Origin of the sequence: Methylobacillus draconifructus (assembly GCF_045984385.1) — a bacterium.
GTDB classification, from domain to species: domain Bacteria; phylum Pseudomonadota; class Gammaproteobacteria; order Burkholderiales; family Methylophilaceae; genus Methylobacillus; species Methylobacillus flagellatus_A.
Genome location: NZ_JBJQIJ010000002.1, coordinates 465,029 through 485,522, shown reverse-complemented (window position 1 = coordinate 485,522; position 20,494 = coordinate 465,029). Strand labels below are relative to the sequence as shown.

Sequence of the window (20,494 nt, the reverse complement as noted above, 5' to 3'; positions counted from 1 at the left end):
AAGATGAATCTTAGCAGCACTATCAAATCCATCCAGGACATCATGCGCAAGGACGACGGCGTCGACGGCGATGCCCAGCGCCTCGGCCAGCTAACTTGGATGCTCTTTCTTAAAGTATTCGATCAGCGTGAGGAAGAATGGGAAGACGATAATCCCGCCTACCAATCGCCCTTGCCAGAGCGTTTCCGCTGGCGCAACTGGGCGGCTTACAAGGCCGATGCCGACGGCAAGAAAAAGCCGCAGATCGCAGGCAGCGAATTGATCGGCTTCGTCAATAACGAACTATTCCCGGCGCTGAAAGACCAGATCGACGCGGACCGCAGCCCCCAGCATAAGGTCATCCGCGAAGTATTCCGCGATGCCAACAACTATATGAAATCCGGTCCGCAGATGCTGGCCGTGATAGAAAAGCTGGAAGAAGCCATTAACTTCCACGACTTCAAAACCCGCGCCAGTCTAGGCGATGTCTACGAGCAGATGCTCAATGATCTGCGCGGTGCGGGCAATGCTGGCGAGTTCTACACCCCACGCGCCATCACCGCCTTCATGGCTGACCGCGTCAACCCGCTTCTCGACAAACGCGAAACTGTGATGGACCCGGCTTGCGGCACTGGCGGCTTCTTGACGGCTGCCATTGACCACTTCCGTAATCAGCTTGCGATGATGAAGTCACCGCGTCCAGAAGACAAGCGCGCCATCGAGGAGCTGATTCACGGCATTGAGAAAAAGCAATTGCCCCACCTGCTGTGCACCACCAATATGCTGTTGCACGGCATAGACGTGCCCAGCCAGATCGAACACAAAAACACGCTGGGCATAGGCTGGAACGAATGGAGCGCCACCGACAAGGTCGATTGCATCATCACCAACCCGCCCTTCGGCGGTTATGAAGATGATGGTGTGGGCAGCGACTACCCGGCCGATTTGCGTACGCGCGAAACCGCCGACATGTTCATGGCGCTCATCATCAAAAAGCTGCTGAAAGAAAACGGCCGTGCTGCCGTGGTGCTGCCCGATGGTTTTCTGTTTGGCGATGGCATCAAAGGCACGCTGAAAAAATTGCTGCTGCGCGACTGCAAGCTACACACCATCATCCGCCTGCCCAAAGGCGTATTTGCGCCTTACACCACTATCAAGACCAACCTGCTTTTTTTCACCAAGGGCAGCATGGTCGATGACGGTACCGAACACTTCCACACCGACACCATCTGGTTTTACGAACACCCGTACCCACCGGGCTACAAGAGCTATTCCAAAACCAAACCCATCCGACTGGAAGAGTTCAAACCCGAGCAAGACTGGTGGGGCAGCGAGGCCAACGACTTTGCCGACCGCGTGGAAAACGAATTCGCCTGGAAGGTGGATTTCAAAACCAAGCGTGAACAGGCCGAAGCCGCCGCAAAGCCACACTGGCAACGTGCCGAAGAGTTGAACAACCAAGCCGCCGCGCTAGAAGGCGAAGCGAGCAACTTACGCAAAAGCCTAGTCGGGAACACCGATGCCAGCTACCGCGAAAAAATCGAAACGCAGATTGCCGAACTGCGTACCAAGGCCGAGCCACTGCGCCTGCAAGCGCGTGATGCGCAGGCCGCGGGCGACCGCATCTACTGGCCGATTTTTAACCTTGACATCAAAAACCCCAACGCACCAGAAGAAGAAACTCACGACCCTGACCTGCTGCTGGAAAAATTAAAAAAGCTATTGGACGAAATCGAAGAAACCGAGAACCAGCTCAAGAGCGAATTAGCTGCCGCACTGGCGCATCACTTTGTAGGTGAGGACGTCTGATGGATGCGCAGCAATTTGTGGCGGAGTTTGGGCATATCGCGAATTCGCCGGGGGGTGTTAGCAGGCTACGTGAACTAATCATCCAATTAGCCATTTCTGGCCGGCTTGTAGAGCGCATTGAATCAGAATCGACTGCTTCTCAGGTTATTGAGGAAGCCGCTAAGTTGCGTCGTGCGTACGAAGAAGAGCTTGAGCTGCGAGTGACAAGGATGCACCCGCTAATGGATTCGAGACCATTTCCGGTCCCTGATCATTGGCAGTGGACTCACCTAGAACAGCTCTGCCTATACATTCAGCGGGGTAAAGGTCCGAAGTATGTTGACAAGAGCTCAACGCACGTCATTTCACAAAAGTGCATTCAATGGGCAGGCTTTGATTTGTCATCTGCGCGTTTTGTGTCGGATGACTTATTGGATTCATATGGCAAAGAGCGTTTTCTTTGCGAAGGTGACTTACTTTGGAATTCGACCGGAACTGGCACTGCCGGACGTGTAGCAATTTACCGTGCGGATGAAGGCATCAAAGCCGTAGCTGATTCTCACGTGACGGTTGTTCGGCTCGCTAATTGCTCCCCGCGCTATCTATGGTGTGTGATTGCTTCACCGTGGGTGCAATCACGTATCGAGCCATCGCATCCCGATTCTCTGGTTTCTGGTACCACACAGCAAGTGGAATTGAATACCAGCACGGCGCGAGCGCTACCGATTCCGCTGCCACCAATCGAAGAACAATCGCGCATTGTCGCCAAAGTCGATGAGCTGATGGCCTTGTGCGACAAGCTGGAATCGCAACAGCAAGCCCGCCGCAAACTGCAAAACGCCTTGCGCCAGTCCACCCTGCAAGCCGTCGCTAGCGCTACCAGCCCGCACGAACTTCAAGTCACCTGGGCGCGCCTGGCCTACAACTTCGGGCGGCTGTTTCATGTGCCAGAGGATGTTGAAGATTTACGTAAAACCGTGCTTGATCTGGCCGTATCAGGCTATTTGAGTAACCCAGATGCGCTAGATGAGCCATCAAGCACCTTGAAAGCAAAAATTCTGGCCGCCAAGGAGCGGGGAATTGCAGACGGTACTTTCCCTCGAAAGAAACACGTCAAGCCAGAAGTGCTGGAGGAAACGACGCTACCAGCCCACTGGGAAACCATCACATTGGATGAGGCAATTTCCACAATCGATGCGGGATGGAGTCCAGCCTGTCTCCCCAATGCTCGCGATGATGCCAACAAATGGGGCGTGTTGAAAACAACGGCTGTGCAAGTTCTACGTTTCCTTCCTCACGAGCACAAAGAACTGCCTGCATCTCTTGATCCTCGCCCACAATATCAAATCGAGGTTGGCGATATTTTGATCACCCGAGCTGGCCCAAAGAACCGAGTAGGTATTTGCTGCGTGGTTGACGCGGCGCCACCGAGATTAATGATCTCGGATAAATTAATTCGGTTTCACATTGTTGACGATCTTATCAATCCTCGATTTGTTGCTCTTTGTTTATCTGCGGGAGAGCCTGGTCGCATTGTTGAACGATTGAAATCTGGAATGGCGGATAGCCAGATGAATATATCACAAGACAAGCTCCGCTCAATCACCATCCCGCTACCGCCAATTGAAGAGCAGCAGCGAATACTGGCAAAAATTAAAGCATTTATGACGGTCGTCGACAGCTACAGCGAGCGTCTTCGCAGAAAAAATAATTTGGCAGAACAAGTTGCAGCTGCGTCCGTATCCGCTCTGACCGGGATCGCCATCGAACAAGAAGAGGAACCCATGAAAGCCCCTCAAACCGAACTGATCGCGCCGCTGCGGTTAGGCACGGCACCCGACATCAAAGCCCAGGCACCGCTGGCCACGATTCTGGCCCGCCACAACGGCGAAATGAGCGCCAAGGATTTGTGGCAGCGTGTTGGCGGCGAGATTGATGCCTTTTATGCGCAACTGAAAACCGAAGTAGCCTACGGCTGGATTCTGGAACCGGCTCGCGCCGAAATGCGCGAAAAGCCGGCCGATACGGTGAGCGCCTGATATGCAACTGCTTCGTATCCGTATCCCGTCCTTTCGCAATCTGCGTGGTCTCGACATCGCTTTCGAGACGCACTTGCAAGCCGCGGCGGGTGCGCCTGCTGATGCACAGCCCAAGCCCATCCGTAGCCATGCGTTAATTGGCCAGAACGATACCGGAAAATCCAACCTGATCGAGGCGCTGATCACCATTTTTCGCGATGTGGATCTGGACCACGAGGCTGAATTCGACTATCGGCAGTCGCTCGACGGTGCTTGTTAATGCGCAACGATCCGCAGCTTTCCCGGTTGGAGGGGTGAGGCTCTGACATGACCGAACTACGATCTCGATGCCATCTTGGCGCGCCGCCGCAAAGAGGACAGTCGTCACATGGTCAACCGTCCGTCAGCAATAAACAAAACCCAACCGCTGCCGGCTGGGTTTTGTCTTATGAAATCTAAATTTTTTGGGAAAAATCTAAACTCCAATCGGATCCTACAGCGCACTAGACATCCAAATTGCTGACGCCCAATGCATTTCCTTCGATAAAGGCCCTTCTTGGCTCCACTTGGTCGCCCATCAAGGTAGTGAAGATTTCATCAGCGGCGATCGCGTCGTCGATCTGCACCTTGAGCAGGCGGCGCACGGTGGGATCCATGGTGGTTTCCCACAGCTGTTCCGGGTTCATTTCACCCAGGCCTTTATAGCGCTGGATGTTGAGGCCGTGCTTGGCTTCGCCCATGAGCCAGTCGAGGGCCGCCTTGAAGCTGCTGACCGGTTGTTGTTTTTCACCGCGCTTGATGATGGCGCCCTCGCCCACTAGGCCTTGCAAGGTCAGAGAGGTCGAAAGGATTTGCTGGTAGTCGCCGCTGCTGATGAAATCGCTGTCGATCACGCTGGCTTGCAGGTTGCCGTGGACGTACTTGTTGATTTCCAGGCGGTAGTCGCCGCTTTCCTGGTTTTGTGCGACCAGCACTTCGCTGCCGGTATGGCCCAGCAACGGGCGGAGTTTGGCGGCAGTGGCCTCGGCTTGGGCTTCGCTGTCCAGTTCCAGCTTGCCCAGGTCAAGTAGCGCGCGCAGGATGCTCTCGTCATAGAGCGGGCTCAGGCGGCGGATAATGGCTTCGGTCAGCACCATCTGCTTGGCAATGGCTGCCAGTGCTTCGCCGCTGATGGTTTCGCCGTCAGTCTGCTTGAGCAGTTCCGCTCCCTTGAGCGCGGATTGCAGCAAGTACTGGTCCATTTCCTGTTCGTCCTTGAGGTAGCGCTCGTCGCGGCCTTGCTTGACCTTGTACAGAGGCGGCTGGGCGATATAGACATGGCCGCGCTCGACCAATTCGCCCATCTGGCGGTAGAAAAAGGTTAGCAGTAAGGTACGGATGTGGGCGCCGTCGACATCCGCATCGGTCATGATGATGATGCGGTGATAGCGCAGCTTTTCCGCGTTGAAATCGGTCTTGCCGATGCCGGTGCCCAGCGCGGTGATCAGGGTGGCGATTTCCTGCGAGGACAAGAGCTTGTCGAAACGGGCTTTTTCCACGTTCAGGATTTTGCCCTTCAATGGCAGGATGGCCTGGAATTTGCGGTCGCGGCCTTGTTTGGCGGAACCGCCCGCGGAATCGCCCTCGACGAGGTAGAGTTCGCTCAGGGCCGGGTCTTTTTCCTGGCAGTCCGCAAGCTTGCCGGGCAATCCCATGGTATCCATGGCGCCTTTGCGGCGTGTCATTTCACGCGCCTTGCGGGCTGCATCGCGTGCGCGTGCAGCCTCGATGATCTTGTTGCAGATGATCTTGGCTTCGTTCGGGTTTTCCAGCAGGAATTCAGCCAGCTTGGCAGAGACCACTTCTTGCACGACAGGCTGCACTTCGCTGGAAACCAGCTTGTCCTTGGTCTGTGAGGAGAATTTCGGCTCGGGGACCTTCACGGAAAGCACGCAGGTCAGGCCTTCGCGCATGTCATCGCCGCTGGTGTCGATCTTGGCCTTTTTCGCCAGTTCGTTCTGCTCGATATAGCTGTTGAGCGTACGGGTCATTGCCGTACGCAAGCCAGTCAGGTGGGTACCGCCGTCGCGCTGCGGAATGTTATTGGTAAAGCACTGCACGCTCTCACTGTAGGAATCGTTCCATTGCATGGACACTTCCACGGTTATGCCGTCTTTTTCGCCCGAGGCGTAGAAAGGCTTGGGATGCAGCACAGTCTTGCTGCGGTTCATGTATTCGACGAAGCCCTTGACCCCGCCGGAATGGGCGAAATTCTCAGACTTTCCATTGCGCTGGTCGATCAGCTCGATCTTGACGCCGTTGTTAAGGAAGGAAAGTTCACGGATGCGTTTTGCAAGGATTTCGAAATGGAATTCCACATTGGTAAAAGTCTCGACTGACGCAAGGAAATGGACTTCCGTACCGCGCCGCTCGGTAGTGCCCGTGACAGCCAGCGGTGCCACGGCCACGCCGCGGCGGAATTCCATTTGGTGCACCTGTCCGTTGCGGCAGATACGCAGCCGCAGCCAGTCTGAGAGCGCGTTTACAACAGAAACGCCCACTCCGTGCAATCCACCGGAAACCTTGTAGGAGTTCTGGTCGAACTTGCCGCCAGCATGCAGCTCGGTCATGACGATTTCTGCCGCGGAGCGCTTGGGATCGTGCTTGTCGTCCTCCTTGACGTCGGTAGGAATGCCGCGGCCATTATCGGAAATGCTGATGGAGTTGTCCGGATGAATAATGACCTTGATGTCATCACAGTGGCCCGCCAGGGCTTCGTCAATTGCGTTATCCAGCACCTCGAATACCATGTGGTGCAAACCGCTGCCATCGGAGGTATCGCCAATATACATGCCGGGGCGTTTACGGACTGCATCTAGGCCTTCGAGGATTTTAATACTGTCGGAATTGTAATCAGTCATAGTCCTGTGGGTTTCACGTGAAACAATCGGTTATTATTGAATATTCAATCAGTTAAATACGCATTGGCATCACGACATACTTGTAGTTGCTGTCGTTTTCCACGGTAACCAGGCAGCTGCTGTTGGCATCTGCAAATGAGAAAGTCACGCTTTCGCTATCTGAATTGTTCAATACGTCAATCATGTAGGTGACATTGAAGCCGATATCAAGGCCGCTACCGCCATAACTGATTTCGAGCTCTTCTTCTGCTTCTTCCTGTTCGCTGTTGGTACTGATCAGCTTCAAGCTATTGGCCGAAAGCACCATACGGATACCACGGTATTTTTCGTTGGACAGGATAGAGGCGCGTTGCATGGACAGCAGGATCATGGTGCGGTCCACGGTGAAACTGTTCTGGTGTCCTGTCGGGATCACGCGGGTGTAGTCAGGAAATTTTCCATCAATTACCTTTGAAATCAACCGGATATCGCCAAAAGCGAAATTAGCCTGTCCATTGGCAACCTCTATTGTGACTTCATCTTCGCTTTCGTCCAACAGTTTTATCAATTCAATGACGGTCTTGCGCGGCAGGATGATCTCCTGTTTTTCGTAGCTGTTGGCCAGCTCGGTGGAGGTAAAACTCAGCCTGTGGCCGTCCGTACCCACGACATTCAGGCGGTTGCCGTTGACTTCGAACAGCAAGCCGTTGAGGTAATAGCGAATGTCTTGTTGCGCCATGGCGAACTCGACCTGCTTGAACAGGCGCTTCAGCGATTTCTGCCCGAGCTTGATCACGGTGTTGCCTGAGTCGGCGGTCTTGGTCATCACCGGATAGTCGTTGGCAGGCAATGTCTGCAGATTGAAGCGGCTCTTGCCGGTCTTTACCTGGATGCGGCTGTCCTGGGTGGCCATGGTGATCTCGGCGTTTTCAGGCAGCGAGCGGCAGATGTCGAGCAGCTTCTTGGCTGAGATGGTGGTCGAGAGCTCCCCTCCTACGGCAGTTTCCACGGAAAGCGAAATCTGCATCTCCAGATCCGTTGCGGTCAGGACGATCTTGTCTTGTTTGGCTTCCAACAGGAGGTTGGAAAGAATAGGCAAAGTATGACGTCTTTCAACAATACTGCTTACGGATGAAAGAGGTTTTAGCAGCGTATCGCGATTGATTTTAATGTTCATATCTTTAAAACCTAATATATAAAAAATAAATTGATAATAACAATAAAGCTAGTAACTTCTGTTGATAACTCTAATTTTCAATTTAAATTCAATTACCTGTTTGAAAATAAACTATCTTGAAACTTTTATAGACTGCTGTGGATAGAATGTTGGTCATTTGACTGTTTTCTTAAAAACGCGCTTAAACCGCGTTTCTGCCCACAGCTTTTCCATAAGCGTACATTCATCCTTAAATCGCCTCAGTCCCGGATGACCTGGATCAATACCGAGATATCCCGGGCAAGGTTTTGGTCGTTCTGGCGCAATTGCTCGATTTCATCACAGGCATGCATGACCGTGGTGTGATGCCTGCCGCCGAAAGCTTCGCCGATTTCCGGGAAGCTGTGGTTGGTGAGCTCGCGCGCCAGCGTCATGGCGATCTGCCTCGGGCGCGCAAAGTTGCGCGAGCGTTTCTTGCTGTACATTTCGGCGACCTTGATCTTGTAATAGTCCGCGACGGTTTTCTGGATGTTCTCGATGGTGATCTGTCGGCCGCGCACGGCGATCAGGTCCTTCAAGGCTTCCTTGGCCAGGTTGACATCGATGGCATGCCCGGTGAAGTTGGCCATGGCGATGATGCGGTTCAACGCGCCTTCCAGTTCCCGGACGCTGGAGCGCACCTGTTTGGCGATAAAGAACGCGACGTCTTCATCCAGCGTGACGCGGGCGGCTTCCGCTTTCTTGAGTAGGATCGCGACGCGCATTTCCAGCTCGGGCGGTTCCACTGCCACGGTCAGGCCCCAGCTGAAGCGTGTACGCAGGCGTTCATCGACGTCGGCGATTTCCTTGGGATAGGTATCGCAGGTGATGATGATTTGCTTCTTGGCCTCGATCAGCGAATTGAAGGCGTAGAAAAACTCTTCCTGGGTGCGGCTTTTCTTGGCGAAGAATTGGATGTCGTCGATCAGCAATAGGTCCAAGGAATGGTATTGGCGCTTGAACTCGTCGAAAGCCTTGTGCTCGTATGCTTTCACGACGTCAGACACATAGCGTTCGGCATGCAGATAGCGGATCTTGGCGTCGGGCCGCTGCGCCTTCAAGTGGTTGCCGATGGCTTGCAGCACATGGGTCTTGCCCAACCCTACTCCGCCGTAAATGAACAAGGGGTTGTAGGCCGTGCCCGGATTTTCCGCGACCTGGATGGCAGCGGCGCGCGCCAATTGGTTGGCCTTGCCCGTGACGAAATTGTCAAAGCGGAATGCCGGGTTGAGGCCGTTGCTCTCCGCCGCCGGCTTGGTTTTCTTGACCGCGGCAGAGGCGGATTTGGCAGGCGTGACCGTTTTCGTGACCTTGCTGATTTCAGCTTCGATTTTTTTTGCTGCCGGGGCGGGCTCTGCCGCCGGCTTGGGCTTGGCGATGGTTTTGCTTCCGGGCGCCTTGTCGCTGGCGTCGTAAAGGGCCAGTTCAATCTGCATGGGCGTAGGGAACGCTTCTTCGGCCAAGGCGGCGATCTTTTGCAGGAAGCGGTCCTTCACCCATTGCTGCACGAAACGGTTGGGTGCCAGCAGGCGCAATGCGCCTTCGTGCGCTTCAAAGCGCAGCGGCTTGATCCAGGTGTTGAATTGCTGCGTTGACAACTCTTCTTCAAAGCGACCGAGACAAAGTGACCAAAAATTTTCCATCGGTTGCCCGAAACTCCGCAGTGAAAATGAAATGATGAGGTAAGGACGGATGCCTGCCTGTTTGTTATTATCGAACAGATGCCGGTTTCAGCGGGTTTAACCCCATCGCCGGATAGGTGATTCTAGCCTGTTTGCCACAACTTATCCACAGGCAGCGCACAATCATTTTCACAATGGCTAGGTTTTCCCAAATAAACATTGACATAGGGCAGTGTTTTCAGGTTAAATTACGCGTTTTTGATTCGCAACATCTAGAAGTCAACCGGAGATTCCCATGAAACGCACTTACCAGCCTTCTAAAATCCGCCGTGCCCGTACGCACGGTTTCCTGGTGCGTATGAAGACCCGTGGCGGTCGCGCTGTTATCGCTGCGCGCCGTGCCAAGGGCCGTGCTCGCCTGGCTGTTTAATCGGCCATTCGCCGTCAAGGCGATCTCAGCTATACATGGTTTTGCCAACTTATGCGTTTAAGCGCCAGGCAAAATTGTTAAAAACGGATGAATTTTCATCCGTTTTTAATTTCCGCAAACGAGTTTCAGGCCGTTATCTTGTACTGCACTATCGCTATAACGAGATGGCTTATGCAAGACTGGGATTGGTGGTCGGCAAGAAAATTGCCCGCCGCGCCGTGGACCGCAATTACATCAAACGCGTCATGCGGGAACTGTTCAGGGTGAGCCAGCATCAATTACCAGGCCTGGATCTGGTCGCCAGGCCGCATGTGCTGTTTGGCAGACCGCAGTTTGCCGAAATCGAACAAGAGTTTGCCGAACTGGTCGCCAAGCTGCAGCGCAAGCTGGTAAGCCGGCAGGAAGCGGTCTGAATGCTTGCCAGGCTGATGGTGGGGGTGATCAGGCTATATCAATGGACCTTGAGTCCCTTGCTGGGCCAGCAGTGCCGCTTTTACCCGACCTGCTCGCAATATGCCGTCGAAGCCATACAAAAGCATGGCGCATGGCGCGGAGCCTTTTATACAATACGCCGTTTGTCCAAGTGTCACCCATGGCATGACGGCGGTCATGATCCTGTGCCATGAGGTTGTGGCCCATTAAATAGATTAAGAGATTTATGGATACCAAGCGCCTGATTCTGTTTGTTATTTTTTCATTTTCCATCCTCATGCTATGGGATTCGTGGCAGCGCGATCAAAAGCCTGCTACCGTGCCTGCGACGCAGACAGCCCAACATGCCGAAGATGGCAGCGTTCCCCAGGCCGCCAAATCCGCTACGCCAGCTGCAGGCCAGGCGAGCCTTCCTGTCGAAACCGGGTTCCGCCTGCAGTCCGCGGAGCGCATCAATGTAGAGACCGACCTCTACAAGGCCACTATCGACACGATCGGGGGCGACCTGCGCCGCCTGCAATTGCGTGAGCACAAAGACGACGAGGACCTGACCAAAGACTTCGTTCTCATGGACGACCAGTCGGCTCCTATGCTTTATGTAGCGCAGACCGGCCTCATCGGCAACGACCTGCCTACCCACAAGGCGACATTCACCAGCGAATCTACAAGTTACCAACTTGCCGAGGGTGCCGATAAGCTGGATGTGCGCCTGTCCTGGAAAGGCGATAACGGGGTGGAAGTCGACAAGATCTATACCTTCCGCCGCGACAGCTATGCGATTGAGGTCAGCTACGAAATCCGTAACAACGGCGAAGCTGCGATCGATCCTTCCGTGTACTACCAGATCGTGCACGACAACCAGTCGCACCAGGGCTCGTACATGATGCCGACCTTCACCGGCGGCGCTTATTACACCGAGGCTGACAAGTACAAGAAGCTGAGCTTCTCCGACATGTCCAAGACCAACCTTTCCAAGAACGCGAGTGACGGCTGGGTCGGCTTGGTGCAGCATTATTTCGTCAGCGCCTGGATTCCCAAGGACGGCCTGGCGCGCGAGTTCTACTCCAAGAAGCTCTCAGATAACATCTATTCGATCGGCAGCGTCAGCCACCTCGGGAACATCGAGCCTGGCCAATCCGTGGAATTAAAGTCGCGCTTGTATGCCGGCCCGCAGACGCAAAGTGAACTGAAGAGCGTCGCGCCAGGCCTGGAATACACGGTGGATTACGGCTGGCTCACCGTGATTGCCTCGCCGTTGTTCTGGATCCTGTCTTCGATCCAGAAGCTGGTGCATAACTGGGGCGTTGCGATCATCCTGCTGACTATCCTCATCAAGCTGGCTTTCTACCCGTTGTCGGCGGCCAGCTATCGTTCCATGGCCAACATGCGCGAACTGGCTCCTCGTCTGCAGCGTTTGAAGGAACAATACGGCGACGACAGGCAGAAGCTGCACCAGGCCATGATGGAGATGTACAAGACAGAGAAGATCAACCCGATGGGCGGCTGCCTGCCCATCCTGGTGCAGATCCCGGTATTCATTGCGCTCTATTGGGTATTGCTCGGCAGCGTGGAAATGCGCCATGCGCCGTTTATGCTCTGGATACAGGACTTGTCCGCGGTCGATCCCTACTATGTGCTGCCTATCCTCATGGGCGCCACCATGATCATCCAGACCAGGCTGAACCCCAAGCCTGCCGATCCCGTGCAGGCCAAGGTCATGACCATCATGCCTATTGTGTTCAGTGTGTTCTTCTTCTTCTTCCCCGCCGGCTTGGTGCTGTACTGGCTGGTCAACAACATCCTCTCCATTGCACAGCAATGGCATATCAACCGCACCATCCACAATGCGGCGGTGAAAAAGAAGGGAAATGCGCGTCGTTGATACCATTGCCGCCATTGCCACTGCTCCCGGGTCCGGGGGCATTGGCGTGGTGCGTATCTCCGGCCCTTCCAGCCAATCCATCGCCGAGGCGGTGCTAGGCCACTGCCCTGCCCCGCGCCATGCCGCATACCTTGCCTTCCGTGACGAACACCATGCCCTGATCGACCAGGGCATTGCCATTTACTACCCCGGACCGCACTCCTACACCGGCGAGGATGTGCTCGAGCTGCAGGCGCATGGCGGCCCGGCCCTGATGCAGATATTGCTCAAGCGTTGTCTTGCACTGGGCGCGCGGCAGGCGGAGCCCGGGGAATTCACACGGCGCGCTTATTTGAACGACAAGCTGGATCTGGCCCAGGCCGAGGCCGTGGCCGACGTGATCAATGCCGCAACCGAAGCTGCGGCACGCAGCGCCGTCAAATCCTTGTCCGGTGAGTTTTCTGCCAGAATTCACGGCCTGCTGCAACAGTTGATCGATTTGCGGCTCTATGTCGAGGCATGCCTGGATTTCCCCGAGGAAGACATCGATTTCATCAGTCAGGGGCGCGTCGCTGAAAAACTGGCAAATGTGGCGGCAGGATTGGATGCCGTATTTCGCGAGGCCAAGCAAGGCAATTTATTGCGCGAGGGTTTGCAGGTCGTATTGGTCGGCCAGCCCAACGTCGGCAAGTCCAGCCTGATGAACCAGCTGGCGGGCGAAGAAGTGGCGATTGTGACCCCGATTGCCGGCACCACGCGCGACACGATTAAAAATTCTATACAAATCAATGGTATACCTTTGCATATCATTGATACTGCCGGTCTGCGCGAGACGACGGACGAAGTCGAACAACATGGCATTGCCCGAACATGGCGAGCTCTAGAAAGCGCCGGTGTTGCATTATTATTGATTGATGCAGCTCATGGTATTGGAAATGTGGAAAAATCGATCCTGGAGCGATTGCCGCAGTTTTTGCCCAAAATCTGGGTTCACAACAAAATAGACCTTGAATCAACCACACCAAAAATCGAATACAAGGATGGCGAATCCCATATTTATCTTTCCGCCAAGACCGGCGCTGGTGTGCAATTATTGCGCCAGCGCCTGCTGGAAATTGCAGGCTGGCAGCCCAGCGGCGAAGGGGTGTTCATGGCAAGAAGCCGGCACCTGGTGGCCTTGAATACGGTACATGACCATTTTGAAACTGCCTCGGGGCTGCTCATGCAGCCGGAATTGTTTGCAGAAGAGTTGCGGTTGGCGCAGGACGCATTGAATACCATTACCGGCGAATTTACCCCGGATGACCTGCTTGGGGAGATATTCAGCCGCTTCTGCATCGGCAAGTGATCAACCAATAAAAAAGCCCGGATGACCGGGCTTTTTTATTATTGAGACAATACTGCTTATGCGCGGCGGCGTGCGGCAAAACCCAGCAATCCCAGGCCCAGCAGGAACATGGCGTAGCTGGAAGGTTCCGGTACCGCAGTTACCGGAATGTCGCCAGTGAACGCATATTGATGGATCTGGCCGCGTTGGACCAGGTTGTTGACGTATACGTTGCCCTCGATATCCGCCCAGTTGTTCAGGGTGGCGTCAACAGCAAGGATGGAGCCACCGAACTGGCGTCCGAGGTCAACCGTCTCGGCATTGTAGAAATTCCAGATGACATTGCCGGCAATCTGTTGCGCTGAGCCGCCGAGGAAGTTGGCGGAAATATCGATGTCCTTCAAGCCGGAATTGATGACTACCGTGGTGGCACCGTTAAGGATGAAGTCGAATTCGCCCAGGCCGAAAATAGTCAATGCGTCTGCGTCGCTCAGGTTGAAAACCGCCAGGCCGGTGCTGTCTGCCGTGGCGGTGAAAGTGGCCTTCTGCGAAGTCCAGGCGACATTGCTGTTGCTGTCCAATGACTTCAGACTGTCAGAGGCGTTGCTGAGTACGCTGTGGAAGTCCGTGGAGCTTGCTGCGGCAATATTGGTTTCCAGTTGTGAGTTGGGTGCCGACAATTGGCCGCCATTGAACCTAATGCCGCTGGTTGTGCCGGCGACATAGCCGGGACCATTCAGATGTCCGTTGCTTGCATTGCCGAGAACAGCGGTACTGCCGCCGTTTATGCTGGTGTTGGCGAGGTTGCCATTGATCACTGCGCCTTGTGCAAGCACTCTCGCGTTGCTGATGTTGCCTTGCACGGTGAGGCCGGCATAGTCGGATGTTGGCAATGGACGATGAACGAATTCGCCGCCGTTGACATTGCCGCCTACCCAAGCGCGGCCATGCAGATGGGAGGTGGAATCGATATTGCCAAGCACGACAGCATTGAATTGCTGGAAGGTTTGGTTGGCATCAAGCGCAGCATGGGCGCTGGCACTGAACAAAGCGGTTGCGGCGATTGCGGGCAACACAAAAGCACGAATTAACATAACAATCCCCGATAGTTTAATGAATGCTGCTATTTAAATAATTGCGACGCCGGTAGCGCCTGCTTATCCTCTGATTGCATGGCAATACAGATTTGTATGGGCAGTAAAATATCACGCGGTGCCAAACAATTATATAGTCCGAATGGGTAGAAAAGACTCACAAAAACTCAGCAATTGTCAATTGTTCCACGTGAAACATTCATCGCTGTTGGCGAAACGTCGTCATTAGACATGTTTCACGTGGAACAATGACTATTGTCACTGACAGAGCATGGCTTAATGCAGTATCATTCGAATAATTCTATATAAGTGCTTGTCATGCAATATCCCGAAAAATTTGATGTGATCGTTGTCGGCGGCGGCCATGCTGGAACGGAAGCGGCGCTAGCGAGTGCTCGCATGGGGCGGAAAACCCTGTTGCTGACACATAATATCGAGACGCTTGGACAGATGTCCTGTAACCCGTCCATCGGCGGCATCGGCAAGGGTCACTTGGTCAAGGAAGTGGATGCGCTCGGGGGCGCCATGGCGGCGGCAACCGACGAGGGCGGCATCCAGTTCCGCATCTTGAATTCCAGTAAAGGGCCTGCTGTACGGGCAACGCGTGCGCAAGCCGACCGGGTGCTTTACAAGGCTGCCATCCGGCGCCGCTTGGAGAACCAGCCCAACTTGTGGCTGTTCCAGCAGGCGGTGGACGATATTATTCTCGAAGGCGAACGTGTCGCCGGCGTGGTGACGCAATTAGGCCTCAGGTTCGAGTCCAAGGCTGTCGTGCTGACCGCAGGGACTTTCCTGGCAGGGTTGGTGCATGTCGGCTTGGCGAATTACCAGGCAGGACGGGCCGGCGACCCGCCAGCGGTGTCGCTCGCAGCGCGATTGCGAGAGATCGGCCTGCCCGCCGGACGCCTCAAGACCGGAACGCCGCCGCGCATTGACGGCCGCACCATCGATTACAGCGTCATGGCCGAGCAGCCTGGGGATACCCCTGTGCCGGTGTTTTCCTTCCTGGGAAGCGCCGAGCAGCATCCCGCCCAGCTGCCGTGCTGGATCACATTCACCAACGAAAAAACCCACGACATCATCCGCAGCGGCCTTGACCGCTCGCCTATGTATACCGGTGTGATTGAAGGCGTGGGACCGCGCTATTGTCCTTCAGTCGAAGACAAGATACACCGCTTTGCCGACAAGGATTCGCACCAGGTGTTCCTTGAGCCGGAAGGCTTGACCACCAATGAAATCTATCCCAACGGCATATCCACCAGCCTGCCGTTTGATATCCAGTACCAATTGGTGCGTTCGATCAAGGGGCTGGAGAACGCGCATATCCTGCGTCCGGGCTATGCGATCGAGTACGATTACTATGATCCGCGCGGGTTGAAAGCCTCGCTGGAAACCAAGGCGGTTCGAGGCTTGTTCTTTGCCGGCCAGATCAACGGCACCACTGGTTATGAAGAGGCCGCCGCGCAAGGCTTGCTGGCAGGCGCGAATGCAGCCCTCTACGCACAGGAAAAAGAAGCCTGGTGGCCCACGCGCGATCAGGCTTATCTCGGCGTGTTGGTCGACGACTTGATCACAGGCGGGGTGAGCGAGCCCTATCGCATGTTCACCAGCCGTGCCGAATATCGCCTGATGCTGCGCGAGGACAATGCCGATATGCGGTTGACCGAGGCTGGCCGCAAACTTGGCTTGGTCGACGATGTGCGCTGGGAAGCCTTCCAGCGCAAGCAGGAGGCTATCGAGCGCGAGCAGCAGCGCCTGCGTCGCACGTTCATCCATCCGCAACATGTGCCGCAGGAACAGTTGCAGCAGGTGTTCGGCAAAGTGCTGGAGCGCGAATATTCCATGTTCGAATTGTTGCGCCGCCCGGAGGTCAGCTACGACGCATTGCTCACCCTGCCCCAGGCCGGCGAAGGCGAGACGGATCCGCAAGTGCGTCAGCAACTGGAAATTGCAGCAAAGTATCAAGGCTATATAGACAGGCAAGCCGAGGAAATCGAGCGCCTCAAGGATAGTGAGCACTATAAGCTGTCGCCGGATATGGACTACAGCGAAGTGCACGGGCTCTCGATCGAGGTGCAGCAAAAGCTCAACAAGCAAAAACCGGAAACTATCGGCCAGGCCGGGCGTATTTCCGGCGTCACTCCGGCGGCGGTTTCATTGTTGTTGGTACACCTAAAGCGCAAGAGCCGCAAAACAAGCAATACCGCGGACCAGGTGGCATGAGTTTGCAGGAAAAGCTGGAAGCCGGCATCCGGCAGCTGGGGCTTGAGCTATCTGCAGAAGTGGTCGAAAAACTGCTTGCCTATCTTGCCTTGCTGGCGAAATGGAACAAGGTGCACAACCTGACGGCAGTGCGCGATCCGGAGGAAATGGTCACGCTGCATTTGCTGGATAGCCTATCGGTATTGCCGCATGTGCCGCCGGGGCGGTTGTTGGATGTGGGTAGCGGCGCCGGCCTGCCGGGGATTGTCCTGGCGATCTGCCGGCCGGATTTGCAGGTGACCACCATAGATGCGGTGCAAAAGAAGGCCAGCTTCATGCGCCAGGCCAAGGCGGAGCTGCAGATCGACAATCTGCAAGTGGTGGCTGGACGGGTCGAGCAACTCAAGCCGGAAGCGCTTTTTGATACCGTAATCTCGAGGGCGTTTTCCGAGATCGCCTTGTTCGTCAAGCTGACGAAGCACTTGATTGCCGAAGATGGGCTATGGCTGGCGATGAAGGGACAGATGCCGCAGGAAGAGCTGGAGGCGGTTGCGCTCAAGCCCTCGAAGATAACGTCGTTGACGGTGCCAGGGCTGGATGCCCAGCGTCACCTGGTTTTCCTGCCGGTGCGGCAGCTTTGATGCATTCAATACTAGTGGGATGGCTTAAATCATGAGGATTCTGGCAATTACCAATCAAAAAGGCGGTGTGGGCAAGACCACGACATGCGTGAACCTGGCAGCCAGCCTGGCGGCGACCAAGCGCAAGGTGCTCGTGATCGACCTCGATCCGCAGGGCAACGCCACCACGGGCTGCGGCATAGACAAATCCAAGATGCAGCACACCATCTACCATGTGCTGATCGGCGAAAAGAGCCTGCGCGATGTCATGCAGCGCTCGGAGCGCGGGCGCTTCGATGTGGTGCCGGCGAACCGCGAACTCGCAGGCGCCGAGGTGGAGCTGGTCAACGAGTTTGCGCGCGAGACGCGCCTCAAATCGGCATTGGCGGAACTGGGCGATGCATATGATTACGTGCTGATCGATTGCCCCCCTGCCCTCAACCTCACCACGGTCAACGCGTTGACCGCGGCTCATGCGGTCATGATTCCCATGCAGTGCGAATACTACGCGCTCGAAGGCTTGTCCGACCTGGTGAACACCATCAAGAAAGTGCGTGCGCACCTCAATCCGCATCTCGAGATCGAGGGCCTGTTGCGCACCTTGTTCGATAACCGCAACACACTGGCGCAGCAGGTTTCCAATGAATTGGCGCAACACTTCGGCGACAAGGTGTACCGCACGGTGATACCGCGCAACATCCGCCTGGCGGAAGCGCCCAGCTACGGCGTCCCGGTGTTGCTGCACGACAAGGCCTCCAAGGGCGCCAAGGCGTATCTCGCGCTGGCGGGGGAAATCATCAACCGGCATATCGTCAGCACTAGGCAAGTTGCAGCAAATTAGGAGTCACGATGGTTAAGTTGAAGGGTTTGGGGCGCGGGCTGGATGCCCTGTTGGCGGGAGATGTGGAGACGGTATCGGCCAATGATACGCCCAATACCTTGCCGGTAAGCCAGTTGCAGCCGGGCAAATACCAGCCTCGCACCCATATGGACCAGGCATCGCTGGCCAGCCTGGCGGATTCTATCCGCGCGCAGGGCATCATGCAGCCCATCCTGGTGCGCAGGGTGGCGGATGATAAGTATGAAATCATTGCCGGCGAGCGCCGCTGGCGCGCATCCCAATTGGCGGGCCTGTCGGAAGTGCCGGTGCTGGTGCGCGAGATTCCGGATGAGTCTGCCTTGGCCATGGCCTTGATCGAGAACATCCAGCGGGAAAATCTCAATCCGCTGGAAGAGGCGCAAGGCATCCAGCGCTTGATCAATGAGTTCGATATGACGCACCAGGCGGCGGCAGATGCGGTAGGACGTTCGCGTAGCGTGGTGACTAATCTGCTTAGATTGCAGAATTTGAATAAAAATGTGCAGGAAATGCTGATGCAAGGCCAGTTGGACATGGGGCATGCGCGCGCCCTGCTGTCGCTGCCGGAAGCCAAGCAGATCATGGCAGCCGAGCAGATCGCCCAAAAACAGCTTTCTGTCAGAGAGGCAGAAAAGCTGGTCAAGCAATTGAGCGCCGAACCCCAACAAAAGGCACCCAAGACGGTGGACCGGGATGTGCTGCGCCTGCAGGAAGACTTATCGGAATTGCTGGGCGCGACGGTCGAAATCCGGGCCGGAAGCAAGGGCAAGGGCGAGGTCAAGATCCATTACGGAAGTTTGGATCAACTGGATGCGCTGATTGAGAGATTTAAGGGTGGAAATAGCAATTAAGCTTGACTTAATGCTGATTTAACAACAAAATCTCGGGATTTTACGGGTAGGGCAAAAATGCTCGGCTTTTCTTTATGCCCGTCATTTGTGAAACAGGGAATTCTCAAGGCATGGATGAACTACTGGCAAGAATGATCAAAAGACAGGTCTTTGCCACGTTGGTAGTCGCGGTGCTTGCGTTTGTCTTCCTCAACAAGTTTGGTGTCGGCCTTCATGGCGCGTTTTCCGCGCTGGCGGGCGGTGGTTCGGCCATCTTGGGCGGCTTGGCCGCCAAAATGAAGCTGCAAAATAAGACAGCGGGGTTGGGCGCAGGTTCCATACTGGTCAATATTTTGATCGCTGAGGCGATCAAGATCGCAGTGATCGCAATCACCCTGCTCTTGGTATTCAAGTTTTACGAAAAACTGGTTCCTATCGCGCTGATCGCAGGATTGGCGGCGGCGGCAATCATGTCTGGTGCAGCAATTTTTGCAATTAATGAGAAAAACAACGCTTAAGGTTTGAGGTTATGGCGACAGGTCAATTAACTCCTTCGGAATATATCGGGCACCACCTCTCTTTCAATACAAAGAGCGTCGGTGACGGCGGTTTTTGGGTATTGCACATGGATACCCTGGTCATGTCGATACTGCTCGGTGTTGTCGTGTTCGGCCTCCTCTGGTGGGTGGTGCGCGGTGCTACTTCCGGCGTGCCGACCAAGCGCCAGGCATTCGTCGAATTGCTGATCGAGTTCATCGATAACCAAGTCAAGAGCATTTTCCATGGCGACCGCCATGCTTTCGTTGCACCATTGGCATTGACCGTATTCGTCTGGGTACTGGTGATGAACGCGATGGACTTCCTGCCCATCGACATCATGGCGATTATTTACGGCTGGCTGGGCCTGCATGAGTGGCGCAGCGTGCCGACTTCCGATATCAACGCGACTTTCGCATTGGCGCTGGCTGTCTGGCTGCTGATGATTTTCTTCAGCATCAAGGTCAAGGGCCTGGGCGGCTGGATCCACGAACTGTTCTGTTCGCCGTTCGGCTCAAACCCGCTGGTTTGGCCTGCCAACTTTGCGTTCAACCTCATCGAATACATTTCCAAGCCTCTTTCCCATTCCCTGCGTCTGTTCGGCAATATGTACGCGGGCGAGATCATTTTCCTGCTGCTCGGTATGTGGGCGGCAACCGGCCTGGCTGGCACCTTCTTCGGTGCGTTGCTGGGCGCTGGCTGGGCGATCTTCCATATCCTGATCGTCTGCCTGCAGGCATTCATTTTCATGATGCTGACGGTTGTCTACATATCCATGGCGCATGAAAGCCACTAATTAGTTTGCTGTAGTTGATTTTTTA

18 protein-coding genes are annotated in these 20,494 nt (G+C 55.1%); 14 read left to right on the top strand and 4 right to left on the bottom strand.

What is annotated here, in order from left to right; genetic code table 11:
• The first annotated feature begins 3 nt into the window (after positions 1-3).
• The 3 genes from ACKF11_RS06080 to ACKF11_RS06070 are packed head-to-tail and all read left to right on the top strand — an operon-like array spanning position 4 to position 4,065.
• Positions 4-1,788, top strand: a complete 1,785-nt coding sequence (locus tag ACKF11_RS06080) for an N-6 DNA methylase (RefSeq protein ID WP_407996348.1) — start codon at positions 4-6, stop codon at positions 1,786-1,788.
• The gene (locus tag ACKF11_RS06075) at positions 1,788-3,806 is read left to right on the top strand and encodes a restriction endonuclease subunit S (RefSeq protein WP_407996347.1); all 2,019 of its coding nucleotides are present in this window, start codon (positions 1,788-1,790) and stop codon (positions 3,804-3,806) included. The genes ACKF11_RS06080 and ACKF11_RS06075 overlap by 1 nt, the downstream gene beginning before the upstream one ends.
• A gap of 1 nt (position 3,807) precedes the next feature.
• Entirely contained in the window at positions 3,808-4,065 is a 258-nt protein-coding gene (locus ACKF11_RS06070; RefSeq protein ID WP_407996346.1) for a hypothetical protein, read from the top strand.
• A 223-nt stretch (positions 4,066-4,288) separates the two neighbouring features.
• Here the strand turns inward: ACKF11_RS06070 and gyrB are convergent, their stop codons facing one another.
• The 3 genes from gyrB to dnaA all read right to left on the bottom strand — a co-directional run bounded on the left by gyrB (position 4,289) and on the right by dnaA (position 9,502).
• The gene (gene gyrB, locus ACKF11_RS06065; RefSeq protein ID WP_407996345.1) at positions 4,289-6,685 is read right to left on the bottom strand and encodes a DNA topoisomerase (ATP-hydrolyzing) subunit B; all 2,397 of its coding nucleotides are present in this window, start codon (positions 6,683-6,685) and stop codon (positions 4,289-4,291) included.
• Between the two features lie 52 nt (positions 6,686-6,737).
• Positions 6,738-7,841 carry a DNA polymerase III subunit beta gene (gene dnaN / locus ACKF11_RS06060; protein WP_407996344.1) on the bottom strand — a complete coding sequence of 368 codons (1,104 nt, stop codon included), beginning with the start codon at positions 7,839-7,841 and terminating at the stop codon, positions 6,738-6,740.
• A gap of 239 nt (positions 7,842-8,080) precedes the next feature.
• Positions 8,081-9,502: a chromosomal replication initiator protein DnaA gene (dnaA, locus tag ACKF11_RS06055; RefSeq protein ID WP_407993488.1), complete on the bottom strand. Its 1,422-nt coding sequence runs from the start codon at positions 9,500-9,502 to the stop codon at positions 8,081-8,083.
• Positions 9,503-9,776: 274 nt separating this feature from the next.
• On the opposite strand from dnaA, the gene rpmH reads away from it, so the two are divergent.
• From rpmH to mnmE, 5 genes are read left to right on the top strand one after another with little or no spacing between them, the layout of a single operon-like run.
• Entirely contained in the window at positions 9,777-9,911 is a 135-nt protein-coding gene (gene rpmH / locus ACKF11_RS06050; protein ID WP_230348357.1) for a 50S ribosomal protein L34, read from the top strand.
• 35 nt (positions 9,912-9,946) lie between these two features.
• Positions 9,947-10,324 carry a ribonuclease P protein component gene (gene rnpA, locus ACKF11_RS06045; RefSeq protein WP_407996343.1) on the top strand — a complete coding sequence of 126 codons (378 nt, stop codon included), beginning with the start codon at positions 9,947-9,949 and terminating at the stop codon, positions 10,322-10,324.
• Positions 10,325-10,537, top strand: a complete 213-nt coding sequence (yidD, locus tag ACKF11_RS06040) for a membrane protein insertion efficiency factor YidD (protein WP_407996342.1) — start codon at positions 10,325-10,327, stop codon at positions 10,535-10,537.
• Between the two features lie 32 nt (positions 10,538-10,569).
• Positions 10,570-12,225, top strand: coding sequence for a membrane protein insertase YidC (gene yidC / locus ACKF11_RS06035; protein WP_407996341.1), 1,656 nt, complete (start codon positions 10,570-10,572; stop codon positions 12,223-12,225).
• Positions 12,212-13,552 carry a tRNA uridine-5-carboxymethylaminomethyl(34) synthesis GTPase MnmE gene (mnmE, locus tag ACKF11_RS06030; RefSeq protein WP_407996340.1) on the top strand — a complete coding sequence of 447 codons (1,341 nt, stop codon included), beginning with the start codon at positions 12,212-12,214 and terminating at the stop codon, positions 13,550-13,552. The genes yidC and mnmE overlap by 14 nt, the downstream gene beginning before the upstream one ends.
• 56 nt (positions 13,553-13,608) lie before the next feature.
• Here mnmE and ACKF11_RS06025 read toward each other — a convergent pair whose 3' ends face one another.
• Positions 13,609-14,625: a choice-of-anchor A family protein gene (locus tag ACKF11_RS06025; protein WP_407996339.1), complete on the bottom strand. Its 1,017-nt coding sequence runs from the start codon at positions 14,623-14,625 to the stop codon at positions 13,609-13,611.
• A gap of 318 nt (positions 14,626-14,943) precedes the next feature.
• On the opposite strand from ACKF11_RS06025, the gene mnmG reads away from it, so the two are divergent.
• The 6 genes from mnmG to atpB all read left to right on the top strand — a co-directional run bounded on the left by mnmG (position 14,944) and on the right by atpB (position 20,469).
• Positions 14,944-16,848: a tRNA uridine-5-carboxymethylaminomethyl(34) synthesis enzyme MnmG gene (gene mnmG, locus ACKF11_RS06020; RefSeq protein ID WP_407996338.1), complete on the top strand. Its 1,905-nt coding sequence runs from the start codon at positions 14,944-14,946 to the stop codon at positions 16,846-16,848.
• Positions 16,845-17,468 carry a 16S rRNA (guanine(527)-N(7))-methyltransferase RsmG gene (gene rsmG / locus ACKF11_RS06015; RefSeq protein WP_309565980.1) on the top strand — a complete coding sequence of 208 codons (624 nt, stop codon included), beginning with the start codon at positions 16,845-16,847 and terminating at the stop codon, positions 17,466-17,468. Before mnmG ends, rsmG begins: the two co-directional genes overlap by 4 nt.
• Positions 17,469-17,499: 31 nt before the next feature.
• Entirely contained in the window at positions 17,500-18,288 is a 789-nt protein-coding gene (locus ACKF11_RS06010; RefSeq protein ID WP_407996337.1) for a ParA family protein, read from the top strand.
• 8 nt (positions 18,289-18,296) lie between these two features.
• Complete coding sequence (locus ACKF11_RS06005) at positions 18,297-19,157, top strand: ParB/RepB/Spo0J family partition protein (RefSeq protein ID WP_407993481.1); 861 nt, start codon at positions 18,297-18,299, stop codon at positions 19,155-19,157.
• 110 nt (positions 19,158-19,267) lie between these two features.
• The gene (locus tag ACKF11_RS06000; protein WP_407996336.1) at positions 19,268-19,654 is read left to right on the top strand and encodes an ATP synthase subunit I; all 387 of its coding nucleotides are present in this window, start codon (positions 19,268-19,270) and stop codon (positions 19,652-19,654) included.
• A gap of 11 nt (positions 19,655-19,665) precedes the next feature.
• Entirely contained in the window at positions 19,666-20,469 is an 804-nt protein-coding gene (gene atpB, locus ACKF11_RS05995) for a F0F1 ATP synthase subunit A (RefSeq protein WP_407996335.1), read from the top strand.
• Positions 20,470-20,494 lie beyond the last annotated feature (25 nt).